The 25,773-nt window shown below is 70.2% G+C and carries 28 protein-coding genes and 1 tRNA gene; 15 read left to right on the top strand and 14 right to left on the bottom strand.

Going from position 1 to position 25,773, the window contains the following annotated elements; translation table 11 throughout:
* Positions 1–100: 100 nt before the first annotated feature.
* The 4 genes from cofG to P0592_RS03460 all read right to left on the bottom strand — a co-directional run bounded on the left by cofG (position 101) and on the right by P0592_RS03460 (position 3,868).
* Complete coding sequence (gene cofG / locus P0592_RS03475) at positions 101–1,207, bottom strand: 7,8-didemethyl-8-hydroxy-5-deazariboflavin synthase subunit CofG (protein WP_276272878.1); 1,107 nt, start codon at positions 1,205–1,207, stop codon at positions 101–103.
* Positions 1,208–1,254: 47 nt separating this feature from the next.
* Entirely contained in the window at positions 1,255–1,812 is a 558-nt protein-coding gene (locus P0592_RS03470; protein WP_276272877.1) for a DUF7504 family protein, read from the bottom strand.
* The gene (locus P0592_RS03465; RefSeq protein WP_276272876.1) at positions 1,813–3,348 is read right to left on the bottom strand and encodes an ATPase domain-containing protein; all 1,536 of its coding nucleotides are present in this window, start codon (positions 3,346–3,348) and stop codon (positions 1,813–1,815) included.
* Between the two features lie 88 nt (positions 3,349–3,436).
* A complete protein-coding gene (locus P0592_RS03460; RefSeq protein WP_276272875.1) occupies positions 3,437–3,868 on the bottom strand; it encodes a universal stress protein in 432 nt (143 codons plus the stop codon).
* Positions 3,869–4,044: 176 nt separating this feature from the next.
* On the opposite strand from P0592_RS03460, the gene P0592_RS03455 reads away from it, so the two are divergent.
* Genes P0592_RS03455 through P0592_RS03445 form a run of 3 tightly spaced genes read left to right on the top strand, consistent with a single transcriptional unit; the run spans position 4,045 to position 7,686 of the window.
* Positions 4,045–4,605, top strand: coding sequence for an HTH domain-containing protein (locus P0592_RS03455; RefSeq protein ID WP_276272874.1), 561 nt, complete (start codon positions 4,045–4,047; stop codon positions 4,603–4,605).
* A 46-nt stretch (positions 4,606–4,651) separates the two neighbouring features.
* On the top strand, positions 4,652–6,580 hold the full coding sequence (gene thrS, locus P0592_RS03450; protein WP_276272873.1) for a threonine--tRNA ligase: 1,929 nt from the start codon (positions 4,652–4,654) through the stop codon (positions 6,578–6,580).
* Positions 6,581–6,639: 59 nt separating this feature from the next.
* Positions 6,640–7,686: a DUF7972 family membrane protein gene (locus P0592_RS03445; RefSeq protein WP_276272872.1), complete on the top strand. Its 1,047-nt coding sequence runs from the start codon at positions 6,640–6,642 to the stop codon at positions 7,684–7,686.
* A 232-nt stretch (positions 7,687–7,918) separates the two neighbouring features.
* On the opposite strand, the gene P0592_RS03440 is transcribed toward P0592_RS03445, so the two are convergent.
* Together P0592_RS03440 and P0592_RS03435 are read right to left on the bottom strand one after the other, a co-directional pair.
* Positions 7,919–8,785, bottom strand: coding sequence for a PspA/IM30 family protein (locus tag P0592_RS03440; RefSeq protein WP_276272871.1), 867 nt, complete (start codon positions 8,783–8,785; stop codon positions 7,919–7,921).
* A 35-nt stretch (positions 8,786–8,820) separates the two neighbouring features.
* Positions 8,821–9,114 carry a hypothetical protein gene (locus tag P0592_RS03435; RefSeq protein ID WP_276272870.1) on the bottom strand — a complete coding sequence of 98 codons (294 nt, stop codon included), beginning with the start codon at positions 9,112–9,114 and terminating at the stop codon, positions 8,821–8,823.
* A gap of 81 nt (positions 9,115–9,195) precedes the next feature.
* On the opposite strand from P0592_RS03435, the gene P0592_RS03430 reads away from it, so the two are divergent.
* The 6 genes from P0592_RS03430 (at position 9,196) to P0592_RS03405 (ending at position 14,071) form a co-directional block, all read left to right on the top strand.
* On the top strand, positions 9,196–9,780 hold the full coding sequence (locus P0592_RS03430) for an alpha/beta hydrolase (RefSeq protein WP_276272869.1): 585 nt from the start codon (positions 9,196–9,198) through the stop codon (positions 9,778–9,780).
* A gap of 115 nt (positions 9,781–9,895) precedes the next feature.
* Entirely contained in the window at positions 9,896–10,030 is a 135-nt protein-coding gene (locus P0592_RS03425) for a hypothetical protein (RefSeq protein ID WP_276272868.1), read from the top strand.
* Between the two features lie 54 nt (positions 10,031–10,084).
* A complete protein-coding gene (locus P0592_RS03420) occupies positions 10,085–11,053 on the top strand; it encodes a DUF7972 family membrane protein (protein ID WP_276272867.1) in 969 nt (322 codons plus the stop codon).
* A 125-nt stretch (positions 11,054–11,178) separates the two neighbouring features.
* On the top strand, positions 11,179–12,840 hold the full coding sequence (locus P0592_RS03415) for a CTP synthase (protein ID WP_276272866.1): 1,662 nt from the start codon (positions 11,179–11,181) through the stop codon (positions 12,838–12,840).
* Positions 12,840–13,757: a glutamine-hydrolyzing GMP synthase gene (gene guaA / locus P0592_RS03410; protein WP_276272865.1), complete on the top strand. Its 918-nt coding sequence runs from the start codon at positions 12,840–12,842 to the stop codon at positions 13,755–13,757. The genes P0592_RS03415 and guaA overlap by 1 nt, the downstream gene beginning before the upstream one ends.
* Entirely contained in the window at positions 13,754–14,071 is a 318-nt protein-coding gene (locus P0592_RS03405; RefSeq protein ID WP_276272864.1) for a DUF7126 family protein, read from the top strand. The genes guaA and P0592_RS03405 overlap by 4 nt, the downstream gene beginning before the upstream one ends.
* On the opposite strand, the gene P0592_RS03400 is transcribed toward P0592_RS03405, so the two are convergent.
* Positions 14,068–14,742, bottom strand: coding sequence for an MBL fold metallo-hydrolase (locus tag P0592_RS03400; RefSeq protein ID WP_276272863.1), 675 nt, complete (start codon positions 14,740–14,742; stop codon positions 14,068–14,070). The genes P0592_RS03405 and P0592_RS03400 overlap by 4 nt on opposite strands.
* A gap of 78 nt (positions 14,743–14,820) precedes the next feature.
* Here P0592_RS03400 and P0592_RS03395 point away from each other — a divergent pair, with 78 nt between their 5' ends.
* The gene (locus tag P0592_RS03395; protein ID WP_276272862.1) at positions 14,821–15,018 is read left to right on the top strand and encodes a hypothetical protein; all 198 of its coding nucleotides are present in this window, start codon (positions 14,821–14,823) and stop codon (positions 15,016–15,018) included.
* Here P0592_RS03395 and P0592_RS03390 read toward each other — a convergent pair.
* From P0592_RS03390 to P0592_RS03380, 3 genes are all read right to left on the bottom strand, one after another.
* Complete coding sequence (locus P0592_RS03390; protein WP_276272861.1) at positions 15,007–15,831, bottom strand: aldo/keto reductase; 825 nt, start codon at positions 15,829–15,831, stop codon at positions 15,007–15,009. The two genes, P0592_RS03395 and P0592_RS03390, sit on opposite strands and share 12 nt — an antisense overlap.
* A gap of 183 nt (positions 15,832–16,014) precedes the next feature.
* The gene (locus P0592_RS03385; RefSeq protein WP_276272860.1) at positions 16,015–16,977 is read right to left on the bottom strand and encodes a WD40/YVTN/BNR-like repeat-containing protein; all 963 of its coding nucleotides are present in this window, start codon (positions 16,975–16,977) and stop codon (positions 16,015–16,017) included.
* A gap of 288 nt (positions 16,978–17,265) precedes the next feature.
* Positions 17,266–18,120 (bottom strand): molybdopterin-binding protein, encoded by an 855-nt coding sequence (locus tag P0592_RS03380; protein ID WP_276272859.1) that lies wholly within the window; start codon positions 18,118–18,120, stop codon positions 17,266–17,268.
* Between the two features lie 100 nt (positions 18,121–18,220).
* Here P0592_RS03380 and P0592_RS03375 point away from each other — a divergent pair, with 100 nt between their 5' ends.
* The 4 genes from P0592_RS03375 (at position 18,221) to P0592_RS03360 (ending at position 20,913) form a co-directional block, all read left to right on the top strand.
* Positions 18,221–18,397, top strand: coding sequence for a hypothetical protein (locus P0592_RS03375; RefSeq protein WP_276272858.1), 177 nt, complete (start codon positions 18,221–18,223; stop codon positions 18,395–18,397).
* Between the two features lie 78 nt (positions 18,398–18,475).
* Positions 18,476–18,751 (top strand): hypothetical protein, encoded by a 276-nt coding sequence (locus P0592_RS03370; RefSeq protein ID WP_276272857.1) that lies wholly within the window; start codon positions 18,476–18,478, stop codon positions 18,749–18,751.
* Complete coding sequence (locus P0592_RS03365) at positions 18,748–19,107, top strand: DUF7977 family protein (protein WP_276272856.1); 360 nt, start codon at positions 18,748–18,750, stop codon at positions 19,105–19,107. Before P0592_RS03370 ends, P0592_RS03365 begins: the two co-directional genes overlap by 4 nt.
* A 60-nt stretch (positions 19,108–19,167) precedes the next feature.
* Complete coding sequence (locus tag P0592_RS03360) at positions 19,168–20,913, top strand: histidine kinase N-terminal 7TM domain-containing protein (protein WP_276272855.1); 1,746 nt, start codon at positions 19,168–19,170, stop codon at positions 20,911–20,913.
* Positions 20,914–20,958: 45 nt separating this feature from the next.
* Here the strand turns inward: P0592_RS03360 and P0592_RS03355 are convergent, their stop codons facing one another.
* The 4 genes from P0592_RS03355 to P0592_RS03340 all read right to left on the bottom strand — a co-directional run bounded on the left by P0592_RS03355 (position 20,959) and on the right by P0592_RS03340 (position 23,956).
* On the bottom strand, positions 20,959–21,519 hold the full coding sequence (locus tag P0592_RS03355) for an NUDIX hydrolase (protein WP_276272854.1): 561 nt from the start codon (positions 21,517–21,519) through the stop codon (positions 20,959–20,961).
* Positions 21,520–21,806: 287 nt separating this feature from the next.
* Positions 21,807–21,880 (bottom strand) — tRNA-Ile (locus tag P0592_RS03350).
* 80 nt (positions 21,881–21,960) lie between these two features.
* On the bottom strand, positions 21,961–22,503 hold the full coding sequence (locus P0592_RS03345; RefSeq protein WP_276272853.1) for an FxsA family protein: 543 nt from the start codon (positions 22,501–22,503) through the stop codon (positions 21,961–21,963).
* Between the two features lie 76 nt (positions 22,504–22,579).
* Positions 22,580–23,956 (bottom strand): cytochrome P450, encoded by a 1,377-nt coding sequence (locus tag P0592_RS03340; protein WP_276272852.1) that lies wholly within the window; start codon positions 23,954–23,956, stop codon positions 22,580–22,582.
* A gap of 161 nt (positions 23,957–24,117) precedes the next feature.
* Here P0592_RS03340 and P0592_RS03335 point away from each other — a divergent pair, with 161 nt between their 5' ends.
* On the top strand, positions 24,118–25,731 hold the full coding sequence (locus tag P0592_RS03335; protein ID WP_276272851.1) for a DUF255 domain-containing protein: 1,614 nt from the start codon (positions 24,118–24,120) through the stop codon (positions 25,729–25,731).
* Positions 25,732–25,773 lie beyond the last annotated feature (42 nt).

Here is a 25,773-nt window from a genome sequence, read left to right as displayed (position 1 = left end):
CCAGTGAGTTGGGTGGCAGTGAACAAAACCTCTTCACCTAGCCGTCTAGGTCGTCCGGGATCGTCGGACGAACTGGGCCGGTTCGGCACCGCCGAACGGCTCACGCGTCGGCGGGGTTCTCGCCGTCGGCCAACACCGACCGGAACCGCCGGCCGGCGTCGTCGTCCGCGTCGATGGCCGCGGCGATCCGCTCGGGGAGCCGTCCCGCGTCGACGAACCGCTCGTACACCGGCAGCCGCTCACGCAGGGGCACGCCCGCGCTGTCGGCGACGGCCCGGAGTTCCCGCAGCGCGGGCCACTCGTACTCGGGGTTGATGTGGTCGACGGTCACCGGAGAGACCCCGCCCAGGTCGTCGACGCCGCAGTCGGTCACCTCCCGGGCGGGCGCGAGGTTCGGCGGCACCTGGACCGACACCTCGTCGGGCAGGGCCGCGCGGGCCATCGCCGTCGCGCGGCGCATCGTCGCCAGGTCGGGCGAGCCGCGGTCCCAGCGCTCGTTCTCGACGACCGGCTGGACGATCACCTCCTGGACGTGGCCGTACCGCTCGTGGAGCTCGCGGATGGCCAGCAGGCTCTCGGCCCGGTCGGGCCAGTCCTCGCCGATCCCGACGAGGACGCCCGTCGTGAACGGGACGCCCAGTTCGCCGGCGGTTCGGATGGTGGCGAGCCGCTGGCCCGCCGACTTCGCCCGGGGGCCGCCGTGGGCCCGCACGTCGGCCGTGGTCTCCAGCATCACGCCCATCGAGGCGTTCAGGTCGGCGACGGTGGCCATCTGCTCGCGGGTCTGGTCGCCGGGATTGGCGTGTGGCAGGAGTCCCTCGTCCAGCGCGATCTCGCAGGCCTCGCGGAGGTACTCGTGGATGGAGTCGTGGCCCAACTCGGCCAGCCGGTCGTGGATCTCGGTGTAGCGGTCGTCGGGGTCGTCGCCGAAGGTGAACAGCGCCTCCGTACAGCCGGCGTCGGCCCCCCGGCGGCAGGTCTCGCGGACCTCCTCGGGCGTCATCAGGTCGGCCTGTCCCGGCGGGTCGTAGTAGGTGCAGTAGGTGCAGGTGTACCGGCAGGCGGTCGTCAGCGGGACGAACACGTTCCGGCAGAAGGAGAGTTCGTCGGCCGCGTCGACGTCGGCCGGCGTCACGGACAGCAGGCGCTCGATGTCGTCCGCGCGGACGTCGACGTCGACGCCGTACTCGTCGGCCCCGGGGATCACGTCTCCCCCTCCGGCCTCGGCCGGCAAAAAGGCTCCAGTTCGCGGGCTCAGGTGCAGTCGACGGCGTCGTCGAACAACGGCTTCAGCCGGCTGAGCGTCTGCCGGTCGTGGGCCGCCGGGTCGATGTGGAAGTGCCCGACGGCGTCCACCTCGCGCAACTGTCCGGCGAACATGTGGAGGAACTTGAACGCCGACTGGATGTCGGCGAACTGCAGCAGTTCGGTCAGCGAGTCGAAACAGGCCACGAGCTGTCGGTCGCTCTCCCGGTCGCTGAGGTAGTTGTTCAGCCGCATCCCGAGCCCCGTGATGTCGTTCGGGTTCGCGGTCGTGACGAACACCGACTCGGGCAGGTCGGTCTCCCCGTCGCTGGCCATCCCGGCCTGGTCGCCGACGACGACGATCCCCATCCGCCCCGGGAGCGACCCGTGGCGCTCGCGCCACTCCGCGACGAGTTCGGCGGGCCTGCCCGAGTACGTCACCCTGAGCACGTCCAGCGATCCCGCCGGTCCCGCGTCGAGCAGGTCGTGACAGGTCGTGCGCTTCTCGCTGCTGAGCGACGGCGCTGTCACGAGGACGTTCGTCCCCGGCTGAAAGCGGGCGTCCATCTACAGGTCCCCTCCGTCGCCGTCCATCGTCGCGACGGTCGACCCGGCACCCGGGGGCTGCTGGACCCGCATATACGGCTCGTCCTCGACGTACTCGACGAGCCGGGTCGATCCCATGTAGCCGCTCGGGGACTTCTGGAGTTCGATGTACTGGAGGCCGTTGTCGGTCAGCCACGTCTTCAGGGTCTGCCACGCCCCGTTCTCGTAGAACGCCGCCAGCCCGTCGTCCAGCGTCGCCGGATTGAACAGGTACATCGACGTGTCGTCCTCCCTGAAGAGGTTCTCCTCCTCCCAGAAGCGGATCTGCTTGAGTTCGTCCTCGTCGAGGACCGGCAGCTGTGCCTCGACGTTCAGCGCCGAGAACATCGGCTGGTCGCCGCGCCGGTCGTCGATCGTCCGGAACACCGACGCGGGGTTGTCGGTGTCGTGTTCCTGTGGCTTGAACACGTTCCGCTTGGTGTTCTCCCAGATGTTGGCGAAGTCGACGAGGAACAGCCGGTCGTCGGCCAGCATCGTCTCCATGTCTCCGATGCGCTCGTCGATGATGCTCCGCAGGCGCTTGGGCGGGAGTTCCACCGGCGGCACGATGGTCAGTGCCATCCCCTCCTCGACGGCCTGTGTCATCAGGTTCGTCAGGATCGAGTGGGGGCTGGCCCGTCCGTCGTGTTCCAGCAGGAGCGTCCCGCCCGTGACGATCCCGCCACCCATCAGGTGGTCCAGGCCGGGGATGCCCGTCGACATGTGATCGGAGGGGACGAACTCCCCGGGGTGGGTCCGCAGGCGCGGCGAGACGCGGATGCCCTCGTGGGTGAACGACACCTCGTGGACGCGCGTGTCGTGGTCGACCCCACGCATCTTCACGACCTCGACGAAGCGGTGGTAGTCGCCGCCGACGTTCTCCCGCCAGAGCCGCAGGACGCCGTGGGTGTTGAACTGGACGGCGTCGCTGGCCGCGACCGTCTTGACGTCGTCCTGCATCAGTCCCGGCTGTGACTCCTCGGCGGTGAAGATCGCCGTCGCGCCGAACTCGTCGTTGAGCAGGCGGATGAAGTCAAGCAGCGTGCGCCGGAACACGTCCTGGTCCTCGCCGATGGCCGACAGCCCCGAGACGGAGTCGAGCACCACGCGGTCGGCCGGCGCGAACCGTTCGAGGTAGCGGGTGATGTACTTCGACTCGAAGGGGGCCGAGTAGTCGCCGCCGAGCATCTGCCCGCCTTCCAGGGTCTCCAGCGTGAGTTCGCGCCCCTCGTCCCCCTCGACCGTCTCCCCGGGAGTGGCGTGGACGGAGGTGACGGTGAGGTTCTCGTGGTCGAGGTCGAACGCGAAGTCGGCGAAGGCGTCGGTCAGCTCCGCGAAGGTCTGTTCGGTACTGATGAACAGGCAGTCCTCGCCCGCGTCGAGGCCCGCCTGCAGGAACTGCATCGCGAGGGTGGACTTCCCGGTTCCCGGGCCGCCCGTGACCAGGACCGTTCGCTCCGCCGGGAGTCCGCCGTCGAGGATGCTGTCCAGGGTCTCACTGCCGGTGGCGACTGGCATCGAATCTCTGCCCGACAGTCCGTCCCGCTCCGGTATAGGTGTGGTGCCGGAGTATCACCTGCGAGAACCGCCCGCGGGACCGCCCGGCTCACTCGATGTGGACGACCAGCACGGGGACCGTCGAACTCTCCAGCACCCGGTCGGTGGTGCTGCCGAGGTTGGCGACCCGCTCGGCCCCGGTCCGGCCGTGGGTCCCCATCACGACGAGGTCGATCCCCGCCGACTCGACGTACTCCCCGATGACCGTGTCCGGGATCCCCTCGGCCAGTCGGGTCGTCACGTCGAGGCCGGCCTCCTCGCCGCGGACGGTGACGTCGTCCAGCGCGACCTCCCCCTCCTCCTCCAGGGACTGCCGGACGTCGTCCTGGACGTCTTTCTCCGCGGCGCGGTAGCGGCGCTTGTCGACGACGTAGAGGCCGTGCAGCGTCGCGTCGTTGTCCCGGGCGATGGAGACGGCGTGTTCCAGCGTCTCCGTCGTCCCCGAGCTGCCGTCGGTCGCCACGAGTACGTTGTCGTACATCGTCACTCGCTCTGTGTGTCCCGCCCCCACATAGTACTCCCTGTCGGACCCGCCGGCGCTGGCCGGAAGTCCCCCACGGCGGACCGGCGGTTTACACTGTTCGAGCCGAGCGGCAGTCTACCAGCAGTTGTCAACGAGAATACTTTTGCTCACGGCGGCGTATCTGTGGTAACACTATGCAAGGGACTGACCCGGTGGGGCGTCGCCGCGTGGAGCTGCTCGTCCGGTCGCTGCTCCCGGACGGGTACCACCGGCAACAGCAGGATCGCCTCGACCGCGTGGACGCGCTCGTCGCGGACGGCACGTTCGACGCCAGGTCCGTCGAGGTCTGGGGCGACCAGGTGCCGGCGACGCGGGCCGCGGTCCGCTCGGCGCGCGGCGAGGGAATCGTCGCCCGCGTGGCGGCGTTCCGCGAGTGGGCCGCGAAGAACGGGGTGTCGCTCGCGCCCGCCTTCGCCGTCCGCGAGGTCGACGACTCGATCAGCGGCGAGCAGTACCGGGCGATGCGGGTGCCCGCCGTCACGCTCGCGGAGTTCGCCGACGGCCGCCTCGTCTGCGTGACACCCCACGCCGGCGACGGCGGCGTCACGACCGTCGCCGACCGGCTCGCGGCGCTCGACGCCGGCACGGGGACCGAGTTCTCGCCGCTGGAGCGCACCGAGACGGGGGGTCCCGATCGCGGCGGGAGCGTCCCCGATCCCGTCGCGTCCGAGGACGGCCCGATCCCCTCGGAGTGAGCGCGTCTCAATACACTTATCCCCGGCCGCTATCGTATCCACGGGTATGAGTACGGTCACGGTCACGCTGCCGGACGGGTCCACGCTCCAGGTGGACGCCGGCAGCACGGTCGAAGACGTCGCCTACGAAATCGGGCCGGGGCTCGGGTCCGATACGGTGGCCGGCGTCGTGGACGGCGACCTGGTCGACAAGCACACGTCCATCGAGGACGACGTCGCACTCGAGATCGTCACACCGAGCAGCGACGAGTACGTGGACGTGCTGCGTCACTCGGCCGCCCACGTGTTCGCCCAGGCCCTCCAGCGCGAGTTCCCCGAGGTGACACTGACCATCGGACCGTGGACCGACGACGGCTTCTACTACGACGTCGCCGACGTCGACCTCGACGAGGACGATCTGGAGACCATCGAGGCCGAGGCCCAGGACATCATCGACGCCGACTACGACATCGAGCGGGAACTCCTCGACCGCGAGGAGGCCTTCGAGCGCTACGAGGACAACCCGTTCAAGCGGGACATCCTGGAGACCGAGGCCGCCGACGAGGACCCCGTCTCCTTCTACGAGCAGGCGGAGTTCTACGACCTCTGTCAGGGTCCCCACGTCGAGTCGACCGGCGAGATCGGCGGGTTCGCCCTGCTGGAGATCTCGGCGGCCTTCTGGCGCGGCGAGGAGGACAACGAGACGCTCACGCGGGTGTACGGCACCGCCTTCCCGACCGAGGACGAACTCGAGGAGTTCCTCGAACGCCGCCGGAAGGCCCAGGAGCGGGACCACCGGAAGATCGGCCAGGAGATGGACCTGTTCTCCATCGACGACACCACGGGACCGGGCCTCCCGCTGTACGAGCCCAACGGCAAGCAGATCCTCAACGAACTGTCGGAGTACGTCGCCGGCCTGAACCGCGACGCCGGCTACGACGAGGTCGAGACGCCCCACGTCTTCCGGACGGAGCTCTGGAAGAAGTCCGGTCACTACGAGAACTACGTCGACGACATGTTCCTGCTCGACGTCAACGACGAGGAGTACGGGCTGAAGCCGATGAACTGCCCGGGCCACGCGACGATCTTCGACCAGAAGTCCTGGTCCTACCGGGACCTCCCGGTGCGGTACTTCGAGGACGGGAAGGTCTACCGCAAGGAGCAGCGCGGGGAACTGTCGGGCCTGTCCCGGACGTGGGCGTTCACCATCGACGACGGCCACCTGTTCGTCCGCCCCGACCAGATCGAGCAGGAGGTGCTCGCGACGGTCGACATCATCCTCGACACGCTGGACACCTTCAACCTCGACTACACGGTCCAGTTCGCCACCCGCCCCGAGAAGTCCGTCGGCGGCGACGAGATCTGGGAGCGGGCGGAGTCCCAGCTGGAGGCGGTCCTGGAGGAGCAGGACATCGACTACGAGGTCGAGCCCGGCGACGGGGCCTTCTACGGGCCGAAGATCGACTTCGCCTTCGAGGACGCCCTGGGCCGGCACTGGGACGGGCCGACGGTCCAGCTCGACTTCAACATGCCCGAGCGGTTCGACCTGACCTACACCGGCGAGGACAACGAGGACCACCGCCCGGTGATGATCCACCGCGCGCTGTACGGCAGCTACGAGCGGTTCTTCATGGTGTTGACCGAGCACTACGACGGGAAGTTCCCGCCGTGGCTGGCCCCCGAGCAGGTCCGGATCCTCCCGGTCTCCGACGACAACATCGACTACTGCGAGGAGCTGGCCGCCGAGCTCGACGACTTCCGCGTCGAGATCGAGGATCGTTCCTGGACCGTCGGCCGGAAGATCCAGCAGGCCCACGACGACCGGGTGCCGTACATGCTCATCATCGGCGACGACGAGGAAGGGGCCGGTACCATCTCGGTGCGGGACCGCAGGGAACGGGAAGAGAAAGACATCGACCTCGCCGAGTTCCGGGACCACCTCGAACGGGAGGTCGAGCAACAGCGGACCGACGTGACCTTCTTCGCCGGACGGTAGCGGGGCGCGGGTCCGCGGGGGTGCGTGCGTTTTTATGCGAGGCCGGCGACGGGGCGGGTATGAGCGACAGGGATCGGGACCAGCCCAGCGACACGATGCGCGAGCGCGTCTCGGAGGACACGCGCTTCGTCTGGTTCCTGCTCGACGCCGACCGCTGGGTCGTCGCGACCATCTTCTCGGGCGTGCTGTTCGTCGCGCTGCTGGTCGGCGGGAGCCTCCACCCGACGCCGGCACAGACGCTGCTCGTCCGGGGCGACCCCGGCGAGACGCTGTACCAGGCGCTCATCACCGGCACCATCACCGGCGTGACGCTGGTGCTGACGCTGAGCCAGCTCGTCCTCTCGCAGGAACTGGGGGCCGCCGGGGACCAGCAGGACCGGATGGAGGGAGCGATGAGCTTCCGGGGTGACGTCGCCGACACGGTCGACGCCGCGGTCAGCCCGGCCGAGCCCTCGGCGTTCCTCCGGTCGCTGGTCCGGGCGACCAAAGAACAGGCCGAGGACATCCAGGACACCGTCGACGCGGAGGGGTTCGACGACCAGAGCGTCGAGGACCTCGTCTCGACGTATCTGGACTCGATCGTCGGCAACGCCGAGACGGTCACGGACCAGCTCGAGGGGGGGAGCTTCGGCGAGTTCGACGTGGTGAAGGCCGCGCTCAACTACAACTACTCCTGGAAGATCTACGCCGGGCGGCGCATCACCGAGGAGTACGGCGACCACCTCTCGGACGACGTGCGGACGAAACTCGACGGGCTCGTCGAGACGCTGCAGCTGTTCGGCCCGGCCCGCGAGCACTTCAAGACGCTGTACTTCCAGTGGGAGCTGTCCAACCTCTCGCGGACGCTGCTGTACGTCGCCATCCCCGCGCTGACGGTCAGCATCGCCGCGTTGCTGTTTCTCGATCCCCGCGGCCTCCCCGGAGCGACGCTCGGTGTCAGCCACGCGCTCTTGCTGGTCTCGCTGACGACCACCATCGCGCTGGTGCCCTTCATGGTCTTGCTGGCGTACATCCTCCGGATCGTCACCATCACCAAGCGGACCCTCTCGATCGGCCCGTTCATCCTCCGGGACACCGATCGGTCGGTGGACGTGAGCTGGGACTGAGCGAGCCGGCGTCACCACGCCCGTGGCGACGGCCGTCCCCCTCGCGCCCATCGCGCGGCACGCGGCGTCGGTCTCGACTGGTTCCCGTCCCTGCTCGCGGTCACGTTCGCCGTCGCCACCGCCTTCCTCACCCCCGGCGGCGACCGGTTCACCGGCGACGCCCGCGTCGGCGCGCCCCTGCAACTGCCGCTGGTGCGGTCACGACCCCGTCGGTCGCGGCGCTGTGGCCGCCCTAGCTGTTCTCCGTGTCCTTGATCTCGTCGAGCTCGGCCTCGACTTCGCTCTCGTCGACCTCGACGTCGGTCGCGTCGTCCTGGAGCTCCTGTTCGAGTTCGGCCTCGACCTCGCTGGTATCGCCGTCCGCGTCAGCAGACGGCGACTCGCCGGACTCGGGCTCGTCGGCCTTCCCCATCTCCGACTTCAGCGTGTCGAGTTCGGCGTCGACCTCACCCTGCTGTTCGATGTCCTCCAGCTCCTTCTCCAGGGAGCTCTTGTCGGAGATCTGGTCCTCCAGGACGCCGTCCTCGCGGAGCTCGTCCATCGCCTGCGACCGGGCCTCCATCTCCTCGGTGCGCTCCTCCGCGCGCTCGATGGCGCGGTTGACGTCCTGCATCTCGTCGCCCGCGCCGGTCATCGCCTCGTTGACCCGCTTGGAGGCCTTGGCGGCCTCGTGGCGGGCCTTCATCGTCTCCTTCTTCGTGCGGAACTGCTCGATCTGACGCTGGAGCTCGTCTTTCTGCTCGACGAGCTGGTCCTGCTGGCTCTGGAGGTCGGCGATCTGTCCCTCCAGGTCCTCGATCTGACTCATCTTCTGTTTCTTCTTCTCCAGGGCCTGTCGGGCCAGGTCCTCGCGGTCCTGCTCGACGGCCTGGCGGGCCTGCTCGTTGTGCTTCTCGACGTTCTCCTCCAGCCGCCGCTTCTGGATCTCCAGTCGCTTCTTCTGGGTCGTCAGATCCGCGATTCCCTGCTTGACGTTCTGGAGCTCGTCTTGCAGTTGCTCGTAGCTGTAGTCCAGCGTCTCGGCGGGGTCTTCCGACCGGTCGAGGATGGCGTTGACCTTCGACCGGATGACGTACGACGCGCGCGAGAGGATTCCCATAGGTGGTACTCCGGGCCGGACGCCTTAAATTTCTTTCACGGCGTCTCGCCGCCGACCAGGCCGAGCCAAACCCCCTCGATGACGTCCCACTTCGCGTCGACGACGAACGGGAGCGCCAGAAGCACGGCGACCAGCCCCACCGAGACCACGTCGCCGGGCAGGCCGAAGGTCGGGACGACGCTGCCGACGAACGCGCCGGTGTGAGCCCCGGCGATGACGAACAGGAGTTGGCGGACGCTGCGACGGCGGCGGTCGGAGCGGGAGACGGCCGAGTAGCGCTCCGGACGGCCGTCGGCGGGCGACTCGGGGTCGTCGGTGTCGTCGCTCATACCCACGCGTTCGGACCGCCCCGATACGTAGCTGGCGACTTCGGCGACAGATTCAGGGCCGGTGCCGCCGACCGCTCGACCGTGACCGAACGCGTCCACGTTCCCGGCGGCCGGCGGGTCGTCGCGACCCTCGACCGGCCCGACGCCGACCGCGCTGTCGTCGCGTGTCCGCCCCACCCGCAGTACGGCGGTTCGCGGTCGGACCGTCGGCTCCGGGCGGTGAGCGACGCGCTCGCGCCCGACGTGGCGTGTCTGCGGTTCGACTACGGCGAGTGGGACGAGGGACGGGGAGAACGGGCAGACGCCGAGAACGCGCTCCGCTGGGCCGCCGACCGCTTCGCGTCGGTCGCCCTGTTCGGCTACAGCTTCGGGGCCGGCGTGGCGCTCCGGACGGCGGCGTCGGCCGATCCGGACGCGACACCCGCGGCCGTCTCCGTCCTCGCCCCGCCCGGGGATCGGGCGGTCGTCGCGGCGCTCGCCGACGTCGACTGTCCGGTGCAGATCGTATACGGCGACCGAGACGACACCGTCGACTGGCGGCCGGTCGTCGAGCGGGCGCGCGAACTCGGCCACGCCGTCGAGGCGCTCCCGGCCGACCACCACTTCCTGGGCCAGGACGACCGGCTCGGCGAACTCGCGGCGTCGTTCCTCCGCGGTCGCCGCTGACCCCACCGAGCGTCGTCCGTACCAGCTGGTCCCGTCTTCATCTACCCGTAACTGAAAATAGTGGTATATCGCGATCGCAGAACGACGCGACGTCGCCCACCGCGCCGGCCGGAGCGTGCTGTCCCTGGTCGGCGGGTTCGTCGCCGGGCTCGCCGTGTTCGTCGCGCTCGGTGCCGCGACCGACGACGCCGTGTTCTCGGCGCTGGCGGCCGCCGCCGTGGTCGCGGTCAGCCGGAGCCTCCGCCGGTGACGAGCGCTGCCGAAACCCACAGCCTTTCGGCCGACCCTGCCCTCTCGACGGTCGATGAGTCACACCCCGACGCCACTCCGCCGCCTCCGCGAGTGGGTCCTGCTCGACGGCCGGCGCAGCGCCGTCACGCTCGCGCTGCTTGCGGTCCTCTACGTCCTGCTCGGGCCGATCGGGCACGCCCTCTCGACGCAGGGCGGGAGCGGGCTGACGGAGACGCACACGCTCTCGCCGCTGTTCACGACCCAGCTCAGCGGCGTCTTCCTGCTGGTCTCGATCGTCGTCTCGATCAACTCCCTGTTCGTCTCCAACGAGCAACGACCGCTGGGCCAGCAACTCGACCGTATCCGCGAGGTGGGTGAGTTCCGCCGGGAGCTGGAGGCGACGGCGGACACCGCGGTCACGCCGACGAAGCCCGCGCAGTTCCTCTCGGTGCTGACCGGCACCGTGCTGACGACGGTCCAGACGCTGGAAGATCAGTTGGCCGACGCCGACGCCGAACTGCAGGCCGACGTCCGCGAGTTCCTCGACGGCGTGGCCGACCAGACCGAGCGGGTCAGCGACGGCCTCTCGGAGTCCGAGAACAGCTTCGACATCGTCCGGACGACGCTGGCCTACGACTACGGCGGGATGCGCCACGACCTGCGACGCATCCGGGCGGAGTACGACGACCTGCCCGAGGAGGCGGTCGACACCATCGACACGCTGCTGGACCTGCTGGAGTACTTCGGGACCGCCCGCGAGTACTTCAAGACGCTGTACTTCGGCCGGGAGTTCGCCACCCTCTCGAAGCGGCTGGTGTACGTCACCGTCCCCGTCATCGCCCTGCTGGCGTTCGTCCTGATGCACCTCAACGACCTGCCGGACGTCCACCTGCTGGTCATCGCTGCCCACACCGTCGGCTACGCCCCCTTCGCGCTGCTGGCGGCCTACGTCGTCCGCGTGGCGACGGTGTCCCAGCGGACCGGCGCGGCGGGCCAGTTCGTGCTGGCCGGTCACCGGGACGGACCCACGCTGGCGGAGTGAGAGTGGTCGAGTCGGTCACCGAGCCCGTCGACGAGTGACCGTCCGTCCAGTCCGGTGACTGTGAGTCGCTCCCGCGGGCGCGTGGGTCCCGAAACCGTTTTGATGGCACGGGGTTCACCGTCGGTATGCCGACCGAACCCGAAACGGACTACGACCCGGAGCTGGGTCGGAAGTTCATCTTCGTCACCGGGGGCGTGATGTCGGGCCTGGGGAAGGGCATCACCGCCGCCAGCACGGGCAGGCTTCTCAAGAACGCCGGGTTCGACGTGACCGCGGTCAAGATCGACCCGTACCTCAACGTCGACGCCGGCACGATGAACCCCTTCCAGCACGGGGAGGTGTACGTGCTGAAAGACGGCGGCGAGGTCGACCTCGACCTGGGGAACTACGAGCGGTTCCTCGACATCGACATGACCTTCGACCACAACGTCACCACGGGCAAGACCTACCAGCACGTCATCGAGAAGGAGCGGGCCGGCGACTACCTGGGGAAGACGGTCCAGATCATCCCCCACATCACCGACGACATCAAGCGCCGCATCCGCGAGGCCGCCGAGGGCAACGACGTCTGTATCATCGAGGTCGGCGGCACCGTCGGCGACATCGAGGGGATGCCCTACCTGGAGGCGCTGCGGCAGTTCGCCCACGAGGAAGACGAGGACGACATCCTCTTCACCCACGTGACGCTGGTCCCCTACTCGAAGAACGGCGAGCAGAAGACCAAGCCCACCCAGCACTCCGTGAAGGAGCTCCGCAGCATCGGCCTCCAGCCCGACATCCTGGTGGGCCGCTGTTCGGACAAGCTCGACATCGACACCAGGGAGAAGATCGCGCTGTTCTGTGACGTCCCCACCGAGGCCGTCTTCTCGAACCCCGACGTCGAGGACATCTACCACGTCCCGCTGATGGTCGAGGAGGAGGGGTTAGACGAGTACGTGATGCAGGAGCTGGACATCGCCGACGAGGCCCTGCCCGAACCCGAGCGCGAGAACCGCTGGCGCGAACTGGTCACCCAGCAGACCGAGGGCGAGGTCGACGTCGCGCTGGTCGGCAAGTACGACCTCGAGGACGCCTACATCTCCGTCCACGAGGCGCTGAAACACGCCGGCCTCGAGAAGAACGTCGACGTCAACGTCGACTGGGTCAACTCCGAGAAGATGCCCGACCACCACGAGGACCGGATGGAGGACGCCGACGCCATCGTCGTCCCCGGCGGGTTCGGCACGCGGGGCACCCAGGGGAAGATCGACGCCATCCAGCACGCCCGCGAGAACGACGTTCCCTATCTGGGCCTGTGTCTGGGCTTCCAGCTCGCGGTCATCGAGTACGCCAGGAACGTCCTCGGCCTGGAGGGTGCCCACTCCACGGAACTGGAGGCGGAGACGCCCCACCCGGTCATCGACATCCTGCCCGAGCAGTACGAGGTCGAAGACATGGGCGGGACGATGCGGCTCGGTGCCCACGAGACCGACATCGAGCCCGGGACCCTGGCGGCGACGCTGTACGGCGGCGAGTCCTGCACGGAACGGCACCGCCACCGCTACGAGGTCAACCCCGAGTACATCGACGACCTCGAAGCCGCGGGGCTGAAGTTCTCCGGGCGCTCTGACAACCGTATGGAGATCCTCGAACTCGCGCCCGACGACCACCCGTACTTCATCGGGACGCAGTTCCACCCCGAGTTCCGCTCCCGGCCCACGCGTGCCAGCCCGCCGTTCGTCGGCCTGCTGGAGGCCGTGCTGGGCGAGGACCCACACGGCGTCGAGACCGGGGAGGTGAGCCACTGATGGTCGACGTCGACTCCTTCATCACGGATGCGAAAGCCGAGATCGCCGAGCAGGTCGGCGACGCCGAGGCCGTCATCGCGCTGTCGGGCGGCGTCGACTCCTCGACGGCCGCCGCCCTGGCCTACGAGGCCATCGGCGACCAGCTCACGCCCGTCTACGTCGACACCGGCCTGATGCGGAAAGGCGAGACCGAACAGATCCGCGAGACCTTCGACTACATGGACTCGCTGCGGATCGTCGACGCACAGGACCGCTTCCTCGACGCGCTGGGCGACGAGACCGACCCCGAGGAGAAACGCCACATCATCGGCGAGCAGTTCATCCGGGAGTTCGAGACGGTCGCGAAGGACGTGGGGGCCGAGTACCTCGTCCAGGGGACCATCTACCCCGACCGCATCGAGAGCGAGGGGACGATCAAGTCCCACCACAACGTCGGCGGCCTCCCCGACGTGGTCGACTTCGAGGGCATCGTCGAGCCGATGCGGGACCTCTACAAGGACGAGGTCCGCGAGGTGGCCCGCGAGCTCGACTTAGAGGAGATCATCTCCGAGCGGATGCCGTTCCCCGGCCCCGGCCTCGCCGTCCGCATCATCGGCGAGGTGACCGAGGAGAAACTGGAGGTGGCCCGCGAGGCCAACCACGTCGTCGAGGAGGAGTTAGAGGAGTACGAGCCCTGGCAGGCGCTCGCGGCGGTCATCGGCAAAGCGACGGGCGTCAAGGGCGACAACCGCGTCCACGGCTGGGTCGTCGCCGTCCGGTCGGTCGAATCGCGGGACGGGATGACCGCCCGCGCCCAGGAACTGGACTGGGACACGCTCCAGCGCATCCAGAGCCGCATCACCGGGGCACACGAGAACGTCGCCCGGGTCGTCTACGACGTGACCCACAAACCGCCCGCGACCATCGAGTACGAATGAGGGTCGTCATCGTCGGGGCCGAGCCCAACGGCAACGGGATCGTCGACGCGCTCGAGGCGGAGGGCCACGAGGCCACCGTGGCGGACGTGGGCAACCGCCCCGGCCTGGAGGAGGCCGGCATCCACGAGGCCGACGTCTACCTCCTGACGGAGATGAGCCAGGCCACCTCCATCGCCGTCGCGAAGGACCTCAACGAGGGGGTCCGCGTCGTCGTCTACGCGGAGGGGTCGCTGCCGGACTTCGCCGCCCGGCAGGCCGACCTCGTCGTCGACCCGAACCTGCTTTCCTCGGCGGCCGTCGCCGAGGAGCTCTAGAGCCGCCCGACCAGCCGGTCGAACCGCTCGCGGCCCCCGCGGGAGAACGGGACGCCGTGGCCCGTCCCGGCGGCCCCGAAGTCGGGCGCGCGCTCCGCGAACTCCCGGATACTCCGCCGGACCGCGTCGGTGTCGTAGCTGATGAACCACGGCGACGGGACGAACTGCCCGCCGTCCTCGCGCACGAGGTCGCCGGGAAACGCCGTGTCGAGCGCCTCGCTGACGAAACAGACGTGGCCGGGCGTGTGGCCCGGGGTCTCGTGGACGGTGAAACTGCCGACGGTGTCGCCGTCGGCGACCGGCTCCACGGGGTTGTCCGGGGCCGAGACGAGCGGCCCGGTGAGCCGCTGGAGCGCGCCCTTGTGGTTGCCAAGCGGCGGCGCGCGCTCTCCCGTGACGAGGTCGGCGTCGGCCGCGCCGACGTGGACGGTCAGGTCGACGTGGTCGAACGCCGACAGGCCGCCGACGTGGTCGAGGTCGTAGTGGGTCACCAGGACCCGGTCCAGCGCCTGCACGGCGAAGTCTGCCTCCCTGATGCCTGTCAGGAGGCGGCTGCCGTGCCAGGGCATCCCGGCGTCGACCAGCGTCAGCGTCCCCCCGTCGTCGACGAGGTAGGCGTTGGTGCCGGGGAGGTCGTACCACCAGACGCCGTCGGTCAGCGGGGTCGGCATACCCGACCGTTGGGTCCCGACCCGGAAAACCGCCCCGGCGACCACAAGACAGGTGCCGGTCCCGACCGGACGGCCGGTATGGCACGCGACACCGTCGTCTCGTGGCGCACGCTCGTCCTCTTTCTCCTCTTCCCGCCGCTGGCGGTCGCCGCCGTCGTCCTGTTCCCGCTGACGCTGGCGGTGCTGTTCTGGCTGTACTACCGGGGAAAGGGGCAGGCGGTGGCCGACGGGCGGGCGAGCGACGCGGCGGCCGACGGACCCCCCTCAGAACGGTAGCATCGACCGGGCGTAGTGATAGCCGGTCGTGACCTTCGAGGGGTCCCTGACGCGTTCCATCTCGGCGTCGGTCAACTCGAAGTCGAAGACCGCGAGGTTCGCCGCCAGGTGGTCGCGACTCGACGCCTTCGGGACGGCCGCTACGCCGTCCTGCTGGACGAGCCAGCGGAGCGCGACCTGTGCGGGGGACTTGCCGTGGCGGTTGCCGATCTGGACCAGCGCCGGGTCGTCGAGGACGCCGCCGCGGGCCAGCGGGCTGTACGCCGTCAGCAACACGTCGTGGATGCGACAGTAGTCGAGCAGCTCCCGCTGGTCCCAGTAGGGGTGGTACTGCACCTGGTCGGTGATGATCGGGGCGTCGGACTGCCGGCGGGCGTCGTCGAGCAGGTCCCGCGGGAAGTTGCTCACGCCGACGTTGCGGACGAGGCCCTCGTCGACGAGGCGGTCCATCGCCCGCAGCGTCTCGCCGTTGTCGACCATCCACGGCGCGTTCGGCCAGTGGATGAGGAGGAGATCCAGATAGTCGGTGCCGAGCTTGGCGAGGCTCTCGTGGACCGACCGGCGGACGCTCGCCGGATCGCGGTTGCCCCCGTCGAGTTTCGTCGTGAGGAAGACGTCCTCGCGGTCGACGTCGGCCGCCGCGATCCCCCGGCCGACCTGCCGCTCGTTGCCGTACGCCTGTGCGGTGTCGACGTGCCGGTAGCCCAGTTCGAGCGCGGTCCGCACCGTCTCCCGGCAGTCGGTACCCGTCAGTTGCCACGTGCCCAGGCCGATCGCGGGGACCGAGGTGCCCTGCACCTGTACTGATTCCATAGCCCCAGTTCGGGGGCGAGGGGCAAAACGACGGTGGCGGCACGGCGGGGGGACCCGATCCGGACGGCGTGGGGCGTACCGCTGACAGTCGGCGGGGAGCCGCGGGCACGGCGGCGGGGGACCGCCCTCGGGGCCAGCGGGGATCGGGGGGAGCGTGTGGCGGTCAGCGGGAGCGAGGCGGCGTCACTTCTCGACGATCGTGCCGCCGGAGCCGACCGCGATGTCGGTCGAGCCCCGGACGACGGCCTTCAGGTTCTGTCCGGTCGGGGTCTGCTCCTGCGTCCAGCGGTCGTCGAGGTCGTAGACCTTCCCGCCGCCGCCGACCGCGTAGCCGTCGTCGTCGGCGTCCGTGACCTCGATGTCGCGCAGGCTCGCGTCGCCGGTGTCGGCGGGGGTCCACTCGACGCCGTCCCAGTGGAAGATCATCCCGCCGCCGCCGGCGATCCACACGTCGTCGAAGCCGTCCGAGTCGACGCCGTAGAAGTTCACGTTGGCGTCGGCCAGACCGATCTTGTCCCAGGTCGACCCGTCGGCCGTCGCGAAGACGGACTTGTTGCCGTCGACGATGTGGCCCTTGCGGTCGTCGAAGAAGTCGACGGCGTTGATGGCCGACCCGGAGCCCGGCGTGACGTACTCCCAGGTCTGACTCGCGCCGTTCTCGAAGGAGTAGTACATCTTCCCGGAGTCGCCGGCGACGTAGACGTCGGCCTCGCCGGCCGCGCCCGTGACCGACACGTCGTTGAAGTTGTTGGTCACGTCCATCGGCGCGCTGTGGTCGGTCAGGACCCCGGACTCGACGTCGTACTCGCCGATCGCACCGGAGCTGCCGACGAACCAGAGGGCCTTCCCGTCGTCGGTCACGTCCGCGCCGTAGAGGTTGTTGCCGTTGCCGGTCGGGCCGCCGTCGACGATCTTCTTCCAGCCCAGCTCCGTCCGTTCGAGGACGACGCCGCCGCCGGCGACGGCGTAGGCTCCCGCGGCCGTGTACTCCACGTCGTGGACGGTGTTGCCCGTCGGCGACTCGACGGACTCCCAGGGACTGCCGGCGGCCACCGAGCCCGAGAGGGCCGCGGTGCCCATCGCCGCAGCGACTGAAGCGCCGATACCCTTGAGCACGCCACGTCGGGTGGCTTCGCGATCGGACATTGCATCTGGGGCGTGTGGCCGGTTGCACTTGAAGGGGGGAAGCGCTTAAGCTCGCTTTACGTCCGTTTAGACCGTTGAACGGCCCCAAATTCGGTGCTGCAGCGTTCGTACGTTCGGAGCTCCCGGTCGGGAGAGCGCGCCACTCGACGACCGGTTAATTCGCGTAAAACGAATGAAATCGCAAGACTTCGGCGGTCCGGTGGGGCGAACCCGGAACCCCGGTGTGAACGGTCTCGGCACCGACGGCCGTCGGGACGGCGGCGGCGAATCCGCTGTCCCGGGCCGCGCTCACTCCGAGAGGTGGTCGACGAGCCGCGGTCCCTCGGTGGCGACGATCTCCTCGATCCCGAGGCGGGCGGCCTCCGGGTCGTCGGGGAGGCAGAACACGACCGTCCCGTCGGCGATGCCGGCGGTCGACCGCTCGGCGACGATGCCGGTCCCGATGTGCTCGAACAGCAGCGAGCGGAACGCCTCGCCGAACCCCGGCAACGCCTTGGAGAAGAGCGGGTGGGTGGCCTCGACGGTCACCTGTCCGGGGGTGATGCCGACGCCGCCGACGGTGACGACGGCGTCGACGTCGTCGCGGCCGACGAGCGCGTCGACCGACTGCTGGACGCCGTCGTAGTCGGGCCGGAGCCGTTCGCGCGTCGCGACGGCGTGGCCACAGGACTCGACGGCCGCCGCCGCCGTCTCCAGTGCCCCGCCGTCCTCCGTCCCGACGCCGACCAGGGCCACGTCGATCGCGGGGGCCGCGTCGTCGTCCGGCGACGCGGTCGCCTCCGGCCGGCCGCCGGCGACCTTCGACCCCGCCGCACCGGCCGCGGGCGGCCCGTCGGCCGGCGAGTCGTCGCCCGGTCCGTCGGTCCCCTGCTCGCTCCCCGGCTCGGCCAGCGGGTCGTCGGCGGTCTCCGCCGCCGGAGCGTCGTCGGTCGGTTCCCCGTCCGCGTCGCTGGCGGCCGCCGCCCCCTCGTCGTCGCCGTCGACCTCGGCCTCCCGTGTGTCCGCCCCGTCCGCGGGCTGCCGGGCGTCCGCTGGCTCCGCCGCCTGCTCGTCGGCGTCCGTTTCGTCCTCGCTCTCGTCCTCGCCCTCGGGCTGGTCGTCGTCGACTCCCCGACGCGTGTCGCGGGACTGGAAATCGACCATATCGGGCCGTCGGTCGCGTCCGGGTAAACGGTTCCGGCCACCCGAGCGGGGGCCCGTTATCGACAGAAGATTTATTGTGGTCTTGGAGCAGGGTCTCGGTATGAAAGGGGTGTACCACGTGACGTGCCACGAGTGCACGTTCGAGGGGTTGTACGAGCGACGCGGCGTCGCGGCCGACGAGCGGGGTGAACACGAGCGCGACGAGGGCCACCGGGTCAGCCTCCTGGAGATCGAGCGGCCGGAACCGACCACCGGCTCCGGTCCGCAGACGGTCTGACCGGGGGCCGCCCGGATCGCCGGTACCGCCCGCGACGGGACCGCCAGCGTTTTGCGCGCGCTGACCCCAGCGACTGGTATGTACGCCGTCCAGTACACCGGTCACGGCGGGACGGACGTCGTCACCTACGAGGAGGTCCCGGACCCGACCGTCGGCCGGGACGAGGCGCTGGTCTTCCAGACCGCCTGGCGGATGCCGATCGCCCGCGGGGAGCTCCGGTCCCGGCGAAAAGCGGGCGACCGCCGAGCGGCGGGGGACGCTCCCGACGAGCGAGACGGCCCGGGGCCACGAGCCGCGCGAAGGACTGGCGGGGTTCGGCGAGGTCGTGTTCGTCCCGGACGGTGCGGACGATGACCGAGGACGCGACCGCGGAGGGTGGCGGCGACGGTGAGACGGTGACCGTCACGCCGGGGGAGGACCCGACGGCCGACTCGTCCACGGACGACGGCCACGTCCACCGCCCCAGCGGCGAGCCGCCCCGGCGCGCCGATCCCAGCGACGAGTTCGGCTGGGAGGGGTGGGCGCTGGTCGCGACGGTCGTCGTCGGCTTCCTCGTGGTCCCGGCGGCCCTCCTCGTCCTCCCGGCCGCACAGGGGTTCGTCCGATCGCTGGGACTGACCCTGCGGGCCGCGTACCTCGCGCTCCCGCTGGTGCCGGCCTTCCTGCTGGGTGCCGTCGCGGTGTGGTCGGCACTGCGGGCCCGCCGGTAGTATCGTCAGCGATACTCGGCCGCGAACGTTTATGATTCGGGTGTGCCACCCTGCGGACGGATGGTCCACCCCTCGCTCTCCCTCGTGTTGCTGGCGGCGGTCGTCGGGATGGGGGTCGCCTTCCTCGTCTGGCTCCACCGCGACCGGCCGGGGGCCGGCCCGCTGGCCGCGTTCGTCGTCACCGCGAGCCTCTGGACCGTCACCCACGGGCTGGAGCTGGCCGTCGCGGACATCCCGACGATGGTCTCGCTGCTGCAGATCCAGCTCACTCTCTCGGTGATCGTCCCCGTCGCCTGGCTGGCGACCGTCCTTGAGTACACCGGCGAGCCCCACTGGCTCACCAGGCGGCGGCTCGCTCTCCTGCTGATCGAGCCGGCGGTCTTCGTGACGCTGGTCTGGTCGAACGGCAGCCACCACCTCGTCTGGGCCGGCTCCACGACGACCGTCGCCGGCGGCACCAGTTCGCTCGCTCCCGCCTGGGGACTGGCCCGCTGGGCGCACCTCGCGTACATGCTCGCGCTGGTGCTGGGTGGCGGCCTCCTCCTGATGCGGATGATCCTCCGGAGCAACCGGTCGTTCCGCGGACAGGGGGTCGCCCTCCTGCTCGCCATCACGGTGCCGACCGTCGCCCAGGCCCTGCACGCGCTGGACCTCTTCTTCCCCGTCGTCGATCCGACCAGCGTCGGCTACGTCGTCTCCGGCGTCGTCCTCTCGGTCGCGCTGCTTCGGGGCCGGCTCCTCGACGTCGCCCCGGTCACCCGCGAACTCGGTCGGGAGGCGGTCTTCGCGGAGATGGACGACCGCGTCGTCATCGTCGACGAGGGCGGACGGATCGTCGACGTCAACGACGCCGCCACCGGGCTGTTCGCGGACGGGCGCGAGGCGCTGGTCGGTCGGTCGCTCGCGGACGAACTGCCGACGCTTGCCGACGTCGTCCCGGACGCCGGCGAGGACGCGGAGACGGTGACACGACTCGACCGCGACGGCGCGGTCCGCTACTTCGACGTCCGGGTGACGCCGCTGTACCGCGCGTACGGCGTCGTCTCGGGGCACCTCGTCAGCCTGCGGGACGTGACCGATCGCCGCCAGCGCGAGCAGCGCATCGACGTGTTGAACCGCCTGCTGCGCCACAACATCCGCAACGAGATGAACGTCGTCCGCGGCAACGCCGACCTGCTGGCCGACAGCGTCGGTCCCGAGGGCCGGGAGCGCATCGAGCGCATCGAGCGGACCGTCGACGAGATCGTCGACCGCAGTGACAAGATCGGCCGGGTCTCGGAGGCCCTGGAGAGCGAGCACGCCCGGCCGATCCGCCTCCGGACGCTGCTCGTCCCCGTCGTCGAGCGGACGCAGGCGGACGCGCCCGCCGCCGACGTCTCGCTGTCCTGTCCCGCGGACTGCTGGATCACCGGCGGCCCGTCGCTGACGCTCGCCTTCGAGGAACTGCTCGACAACGCCGTCGAACACGCCGGCGGCGACCCGACGGTCGCCGTGACCGTCGAGGCCGACGCCGCCGACGACCGCGTCGTCGTCCGCGTCCGCGACGACGGTCCCGGCATCGCGGCCCACGAGCGGGAGGTGATCACGTCCGGCGAGGAGACGCCGCTCCAGCACGGCTCCGGCGTCGGCCTGTGGCTGGTCAAGTGGGTGGTCCGCGGCGTCGGCGGCACCGTCGGCTTCGAGGTCGACGACGGGACGGTCGTCACGATCGACCTGCCCGCCGCCGAGCCCGGGCGGGACGACCCCTGGCCCGAGTCGACCGACGGGGAGCGCGCGCGTCGGGCCGACCCCGTCCACTCCGAGTGAGCGGCCCGCTCCGTGTGCGCCGAGGTGTCTCGCCGTCGCTCGGCGCTACCGCTCGTCGTCGCGTCGCATCGCGATCTCGAACCACGGACACAGGCGCAGCTGTCGGTAGTACTCGGGGTGCTCGCGCAGGCGCTCGTAGGGGACCCACAGCAGTCCGTCGACCTCCTCGGGGTTGGGATCCAGCGACGTGTCGGTCAGCGTCGCCTGCAACACCGCACAGACCTCCCACTCCAGCCCCGCGTTCTCGTAGTAGCGCTTGTACTCGAAGCGGTCGGTCACCCGAAGGTCGTCGTACTGGTCGGGCGTGACCCCCAGTTCCTCCTCCAGTCGCTGCCGGGTCGCCTCGACCTGAGTCTGTCCCTCCACGGGGTGGGAGGCGACGGTGCCGTCCCAGTGGGTGTCCCAGAGGCGCTTGTCGGCCGCCCGCTGGGCCAGCAGGACCCGGTCGTCCTCGTCGAACAGCAGCGCGGTGAACGCCCGGTGCCGGACGCCCTCGCCCGTGTGGGCGTCGAGTCGGTTGACGAGCCCCTCCTCGTTGTCGTCGGCGTCGACCGCGATGACGTCCTGCTCCGCGTTCGGGTGCGCGTCGCCCGCGTCGTTGCTCATATGCCGTACCAATCTCGGAGGGGCGTCTTACGCGCTTCGACTCGCTACCGGGAGAACGGTGTGGCTCCTCCTGCCGTGAGCGCGCCGAGGGAGCGCTGTCCGGTCGGGAGCCGGACGGACCCGGCTGGGCCAGCGACCGTCCCGAACGTGGTGAGGGGGTCCAGTAGTGAAACTACTCGGATTACGTTTTGTACCCCCTCCCTCAGAATCGTTATTACCCGAAGATTGGAACGTAGGGGAGTTGCGGCCCCAAATCCCGAACGGCTGAAGTCCGTTCGGAAGGGAGGTGGGCCAACGCGGATTTGAACCGCGAACCTCCCGGTTATCAGCCGAGCGCTCAACCTGATTGAGCTATTGGCCCAGGCGAGCGCATTCCAACGTATCCGAGGGCCATAGAAAAGGGTAACGTTTCACGGGTCGGGTGTGAGACCGCCGCAGGGCTCAGTTGTCTGACTCCTCGAAGTCGACGTCGGTGGCGTCGTCGGGATCGAAGCCACCGGACCCCGAGCGACCGCCGTCGCCGGAGCCGGGGCCGCCCGGACCGGGTGCCGGGCCGCCGTCCTCGTTCGGGAAGCCGCCGACGTACACCTGGCCGGAGGCGAAGCCGCCGGTCTTGGCGTCGATGTAGGGGCGGACGACCCAGCGCCGCGTCGCCGCCCGGACCGGGTAGCGGGTCAGCGGCACCGCCAGCAGGAGGCCGACGAAGTCGGTCACCAGGCCGGGCGTGAGGAAGAACGCGCCGGCGGCGACGAGCAGGCCGCCGTCGATGAGTTCGTCGGTCGGCACCTCGCCGGTCGCGAGCTTGCGCTGGATCTCACGGAGCGTCGCGCGCCCCTCCGCACGCACCAGGAGCATCCCCACCAGCGCCGTGAGGACGACCAGGGCGACGGTGACGAGCGGACCCAGGTAGGGGATGGCCACCGCCACCAGGAGCACGATGTCGAACAGCGGGATGAGCAGGAGCAGCCCGATGACCCGGAGCATACCCACGATTGCAGACCCGCGCCCAAACGCCTTTCGAGTGGTCGGGGACACACCGCCAGGAGCGTGGCCTGGCCGCTCAGTCCCGCTCGCGGACCCTGACTTCGACTGGTTCGGTCGGCGAGAGCGTGATGCGCATCCCCAGTTCCAGCGGCGGTTCGGTGACCGCCTCGAAGCGGTAGCGGCGACACAGGGTCGCCAGCGCGAGCTTCGCCTCCATCCGGGCGAACCGCATCCCGATGCAGTGACGGGGGCCGCCGCCGAACGGGTAGTAGGCGTAGTCGGGGAGCTCGGCCTCGAAGTCGTCGGTCCAGCGGTCCGGGCGGAAGGCGTCGGGGTCGTCGTACCACCGCTCGTCGCGGTGGACGAGGTACTGGGGGATGGTGAGCTGGGCCGACGGCTCGATGTCGTAGCCACCCAGCCGAACCGGTTCGGTGGGCTGGCGGAAGGTGGTGAACGCCGGCGGGTAGAGCCGCAGCGCCTCCGTCAGCACGCGGTCCAGGTACGGCAGGTCGAACAGGTCCGACGGCGTCGGGTCGTCGTCCAGCGTCGCGTCGAGTTCCTCGTGGAGACGGCGCTGGGCTCCGGAGTCGTTCGCCAGCAGGAACAGCGCGTAGGTCAGCGTCAGCGCCGTCGTGTCGTGGCCGGCCACGAGGAAGGTCAGCAGCTGGTGGCCCAGCCGCTCCCGATCCATCGTCGCCTCGTCCAGCGACAGCAGCAGGGAGAGCACGTCGTCGCGGGCCGCCCGCTCGTCGGCGGATTCGGCCTGGCGCGCGGCGATGATGTCGTCCAGCGTCGCCTCGAAGTCGGCGCGGGCGCGCCGGACCTCCCGGTTCGTGGGGGTCGGGACCCACAGCGGCGTGTACGCGGAGACGGAGCCGGGGTCGGTCCGGACTCGCAGCGACGAGAGCAGGGGCTCCAGCGCCTCGGCGGTCCGCTCGATGTCGACGTCGAGCAGCGTCTTGCCCAGCACCCGGAGCGTGTAGGTCTGCATCGCCGGCAGGAGGGCGAGCCGCTGCCCGTCGTCCCAGCCGTCCGCGGTCCGGCGGGCGAAGTCGGTCATCGTCTCGCCGTAGGCGGCCACCGTCTCTCGGTAGAAGGCTGGCTGGAGCGCGGTGCGTTGCTCGCGCCACTCCTCGCCCTCCAGCAGGAACAGGCCCTCGCCGATGAACTCCCCGAGGGCGTCCCGCAGCAGTTGGCCCTTCTCGTAGCGGGCGTCGTCGGTCACCAGCACCTGCTCGACGAGGTCCGGGTGGGTGACGAAGTAGCCGGTCGTCCCGGCGACGTTGAACCCGACCACGTCGGCGTCCATCCGGCCGACGCGGTCGTAGAAGCCCAGCGGGTCCCGGAACATCGCCAGCGTGTTGTCCAGGAGCGGGACGCGGCCGGGCCGGGGCGGCCGGTCGCCGGGCGTGACGGGACCGCGGTGGTCGTGGGCGGGCTGGTCGGTGCCCATACTCGACCTTGGCGGGTCGCGCAAATCCGTCTTTCGTCGCGTCGCTGGGTCTGCGACGCTGCGAAGCGCTGATGTGTGTCCCGGCGGTGCTCACCGGCTCCGGCCCTGGCGTCGGTCCGGAAGTACGAGGGCCTTTGTACGCGCACCTCCGAGACCGGCGTATGGACGAGTTCGCGGCGGACACGAAAGTCGAGTGGCGCGAGTGGGGGTCCGAGGCCTTCGAGCGCGCCGCGGGGAGCGGGAAGCCGCTCCTGCTGTCGCTGACGGTCCCCTGGAGCGCGGAGTGTCGGGCGATGGACCGCCGGACCTTCGGCGAGCCACGCATCGCCGCCAACATCAACGACGGGTTCGTCCCGGTCAGGGTGGACGCCGACCGCAACCCCCGGGTGCGCGAGCGGTACACGATGGGTGGGTTCCCGTCGACGGTGTTCCTCACGCCCGAGGGGGAGGTCATCACCGGCGCGACGTTCCTCGGTCCCGACGGCTTCCGGGGGATCCTCGACAGCGTCCGGGAGTCCTGGGACGCACAGGGCACGGACGCGGGGTCGGTGCCCCGCCAGCTCCAGGACGAGGCCCCGCCCGCGGGCGACCTGCGAGCGCGCATCGAGGAGCACATGGTCGAGCAGCTGCTCGGCGCGTTCGACGAGGAGTTCGGCGGCTGGGGGTCGGACGTGAAGTTCCCGCTGCCCCGGACCGTCGAGTTCGCGCTGGTGCGGGCCCGCGACCAGGCGACCCGGACCCTGGAGGCGATCCAGACGCACCTGCTGGACACCTACGACGGCGGTTTCTTCCGGTACGCGACGGCCCGGGACTGGTCGAACCCCCGCCGGGAGAAACTGCTGGACGAGAACGCCGCGCTGGTGCGGGCGTTCGCCCACGGCTACCGGTACACCGGTCGGGAGCCCTACCGCGACGCCGCCCAGCGTACCGTCGAGTACCTCACCACGGACCTCTGGACCGGCGACGGCTTCGCCGGGAGCCAGGCCGGCGACGACGACTACTACCACCTGGGCGCGACCGACCGGGAGGACGCCGACGCGCCACACGTCGACGGCACGGTGTTCGCCGACCGGAACGGACTGGCCGTCGACGGCCTGCTGTGGGTCCACGCCTACACGGACAGCGACCGGGCGAAGCAGTACGCCACGCGGGCCCGCGAGCACGTCTGCGAGACCCTCGTCGACGACGGCGCGGTCCGCCACTACGACGACCCCGACAGTGAGGCCGGACTCCTGTTCGACCAGGCCCGGCTCCTCCAGGGGCTGACCACGAGCTGGCAGGTCCTGGGCGAGGGCGGGCCGGCCGCGGCCGTCGCCGACTGGACGATCGAGCACCGCCAGCAGGACTCGGGGGCGTTCCGTGACGGCCCCGACAGCGGTGCGGGACTCTGTGGCCGGTCGCTGCACCCGCTCGACGCCACCGTCGAACTGGCCGACGCGCTGGTCGATCTCGCGCACCTCACCGGCCAGGACCGCTACCGCGCGGCCGCGACCGCCGCCGTCGAGTCCTTCGCCGGCGCGGCCGAGCGGATGGGCGTCGAGGTGGCCGGCTACGCGACGGTCGCGGCCCGCTTGCGGGACCCACAGCGGATCGTCGTCGGGACCGAGGCCGGCAGCGACCTCCACCGGGCGGCGCTCCGGCTGGCCGACCACGAGACGACGGTCGTCCCCGACCCCGACGGCGACGGCGTCGCACGCCGGTACGAGGACGGCACCGTCACGGCCGAGGCGACGACCCCCGCCGACCTCGAGGCGGCCCTGACCGACGGAAGCTGACCCGGCGGTGGGACCCGACCAGCGGTGGGGCCCGGCCGGCGA

The organism is Haloarcula litorea (assembly GCF_029338195.1).
Taxonomy (GTDB): domain Archaea; phylum Halobacteriota; class Halobacteria; order Halobacteriales; family Haloarculaceae; genus Haloarcula; species Haloarcula litorea.
This window is presented reverse-complemented; position numbering and strand designations above follow the sequence as displayed.

Bases quoted from the DNA above. Each gene is read 5' to 3' on its own strand.
- P0592_RS03390 (WP_276272861.1), bottom strand. From the start codon at position 15,831: ATGGAATCAGTACAGGTGCAGGGCACCTCGGTCCCCGCGATCGGCCTG.
- P0592_RS03395 (WP_276272862.1), top strand. From the start codon at position 14,821: ATGGCACGCGACACCGTCGTCTCGTGGCGCACGCTCGTCCTCTTTCTC.
- P0592_RS03365 (WP_276272856.1), top strand. From the start codon at position 18,748: ATGACCGAGGACGCGACCGCGGAGGGTGGCGGCGACGGTGAGACGGTG.
- P0592_RS03470 (WP_276272877.1), bottom strand. From the start codon at position 1,812: ATGGACGCCCGCTTTCAGCCGGGGACGAACGTCCTCGTGACAGCGCCG.
- P0592_RS03375 (WP_276272858.1), top strand. From the start codon at position 18,221: ATGAAAGGGGTGTACCACGTGACGTGCCACGAGTGCACGTTCGAGGGG.
- P0592_RS03405 (WP_276272864.1), top strand. From the start codon at position 13,754: ATGAGGGTCGTCATCGTCGGGGCCGAGCCCAACGGCAACGGGATCGTC.
- P0592_RS03460 (WP_276272875.1), bottom strand. From the start codon at position 3,868: ATGTACGACAACGTACTCGTGGCGACCGACGGCAGCTCGGGGACGACG.
- P0592_RS03415 (WP_276272866.1), top strand. From the start codon at position 11,179: ATGCCGACCGAACCCGAAACGGACTACGACCCGGAGCTGGGTCGGAAG.
- P0592_RS03385 (WP_276272860.1), bottom strand. From the start codon at position 16,977: ATGTCCGATCGCGAAGCCACCCGACGTGGCGTGCTCAAGGGTATCGGC.
- P0592_RS03340 (WP_276272852.1), bottom strand. From the start codon at position 23,956: ATGGGCACCGACCAGCCCGCCCACGACCACCGCGGTCCCGTCACGCCC.
- P0592_RS03360 (WP_276272855.1), top strand. From the start codon at position 19,168: ATGGTCCACCCCTCGCTCTCCCTCGTGTTGCTGGCGGCGGTCGTCGGG.
- P0592_RS03435 (WP_276272870.1), bottom strand. From the start codon at position 9,114: ATGAGCGACGACACCGACGACCCCGAGTCGCCCGCCGACGGCCGTCCG.
- P0592_RS03370 (WP_276272857.1), top strand. From the start codon at position 18,476: ATGTACGCCGTCCAGTACACCGGTCACGGCGGGACGGACGTCGTCACC.
- thrS (WP_276272873.1), top strand. From the start codon at position 4,652: ATGAGTACGGTCACGGTCACGCTGCCGGACGGGTCCACGCTCCAGGTG.
- P0592_RS03455 (WP_276272874.1), top strand. From the start codon at position 4,045: ATGCAAGGGACTGACCCGGTGGGGCGTCGCCGCGTGGAGCTGCTCGTC.
- P0592_RS03400 (WP_276272863.1), bottom strand. From the start codon at position 14,742: ATGCCGACCCCGCTGACCGACGGCGTCTGGTGGTACGACCTCCCCGGC.
- P0592_RS03335 (WP_276272851.1), top strand. From the start codon at position 24,118: ATGGACGAGTTCGCGGCGGACACGAAAGTCGAGTGGCGCGAGTGGGGG.
- P0592_RS03420 (WP_276272867.1), top strand. From the start codon at position 10,085: ATGAGTCACACCCCGACGCCACTCCGCCGCCTCCGCGAGTGGGTCCTG.
- P0592_RS03345 (WP_276272853.1), bottom strand. From the start codon at position 22,503: ATGCTCCGGGTCATCGGGCTGCTCCTGCTCATCCCGCTGTTCGACATC.
- P0592_RS03465 (WP_276272876.1), bottom strand. From the start codon at position 3,348: ATGCCAGTCGCCACCGGCAGTGAGACCCTGGACAGCATCCTCGACGGC.
- P0592_RS03380 (WP_276272859.1), bottom strand. From the start codon at position 18,120: ATGGTCGATTTCCAGTCCCGCGACACGCGTCGGGGAGTCGACGACGAC.
- P0592_RS03355 (WP_276272854.1), bottom strand. From the start codon at position 21,519: ATGAGCAACGACGCGGGCGACGCGCACCCGAACGCGGAGCAGGACGTC.
- P0592_RS03440 (WP_276272871.1), bottom strand. From the start codon at position 8,785: ATGGGAATCCTCTCGCGCGCGTCGTACGTCATCCGGTCGAAGGTCAAC.
- guaA (WP_276272865.1), top strand. From the start codon at position 12,840: ATGGTCGACGTCGACTCCTTCATCACGGATGCGAAAGCCGAGATCGCC.
- P0592_RS03445 (WP_276272872.1), top strand. From the start codon at position 6,640: ATGAGCGACAGGGATCGGGACCAGCCCAGCGACACGATGCGCGAGCGC.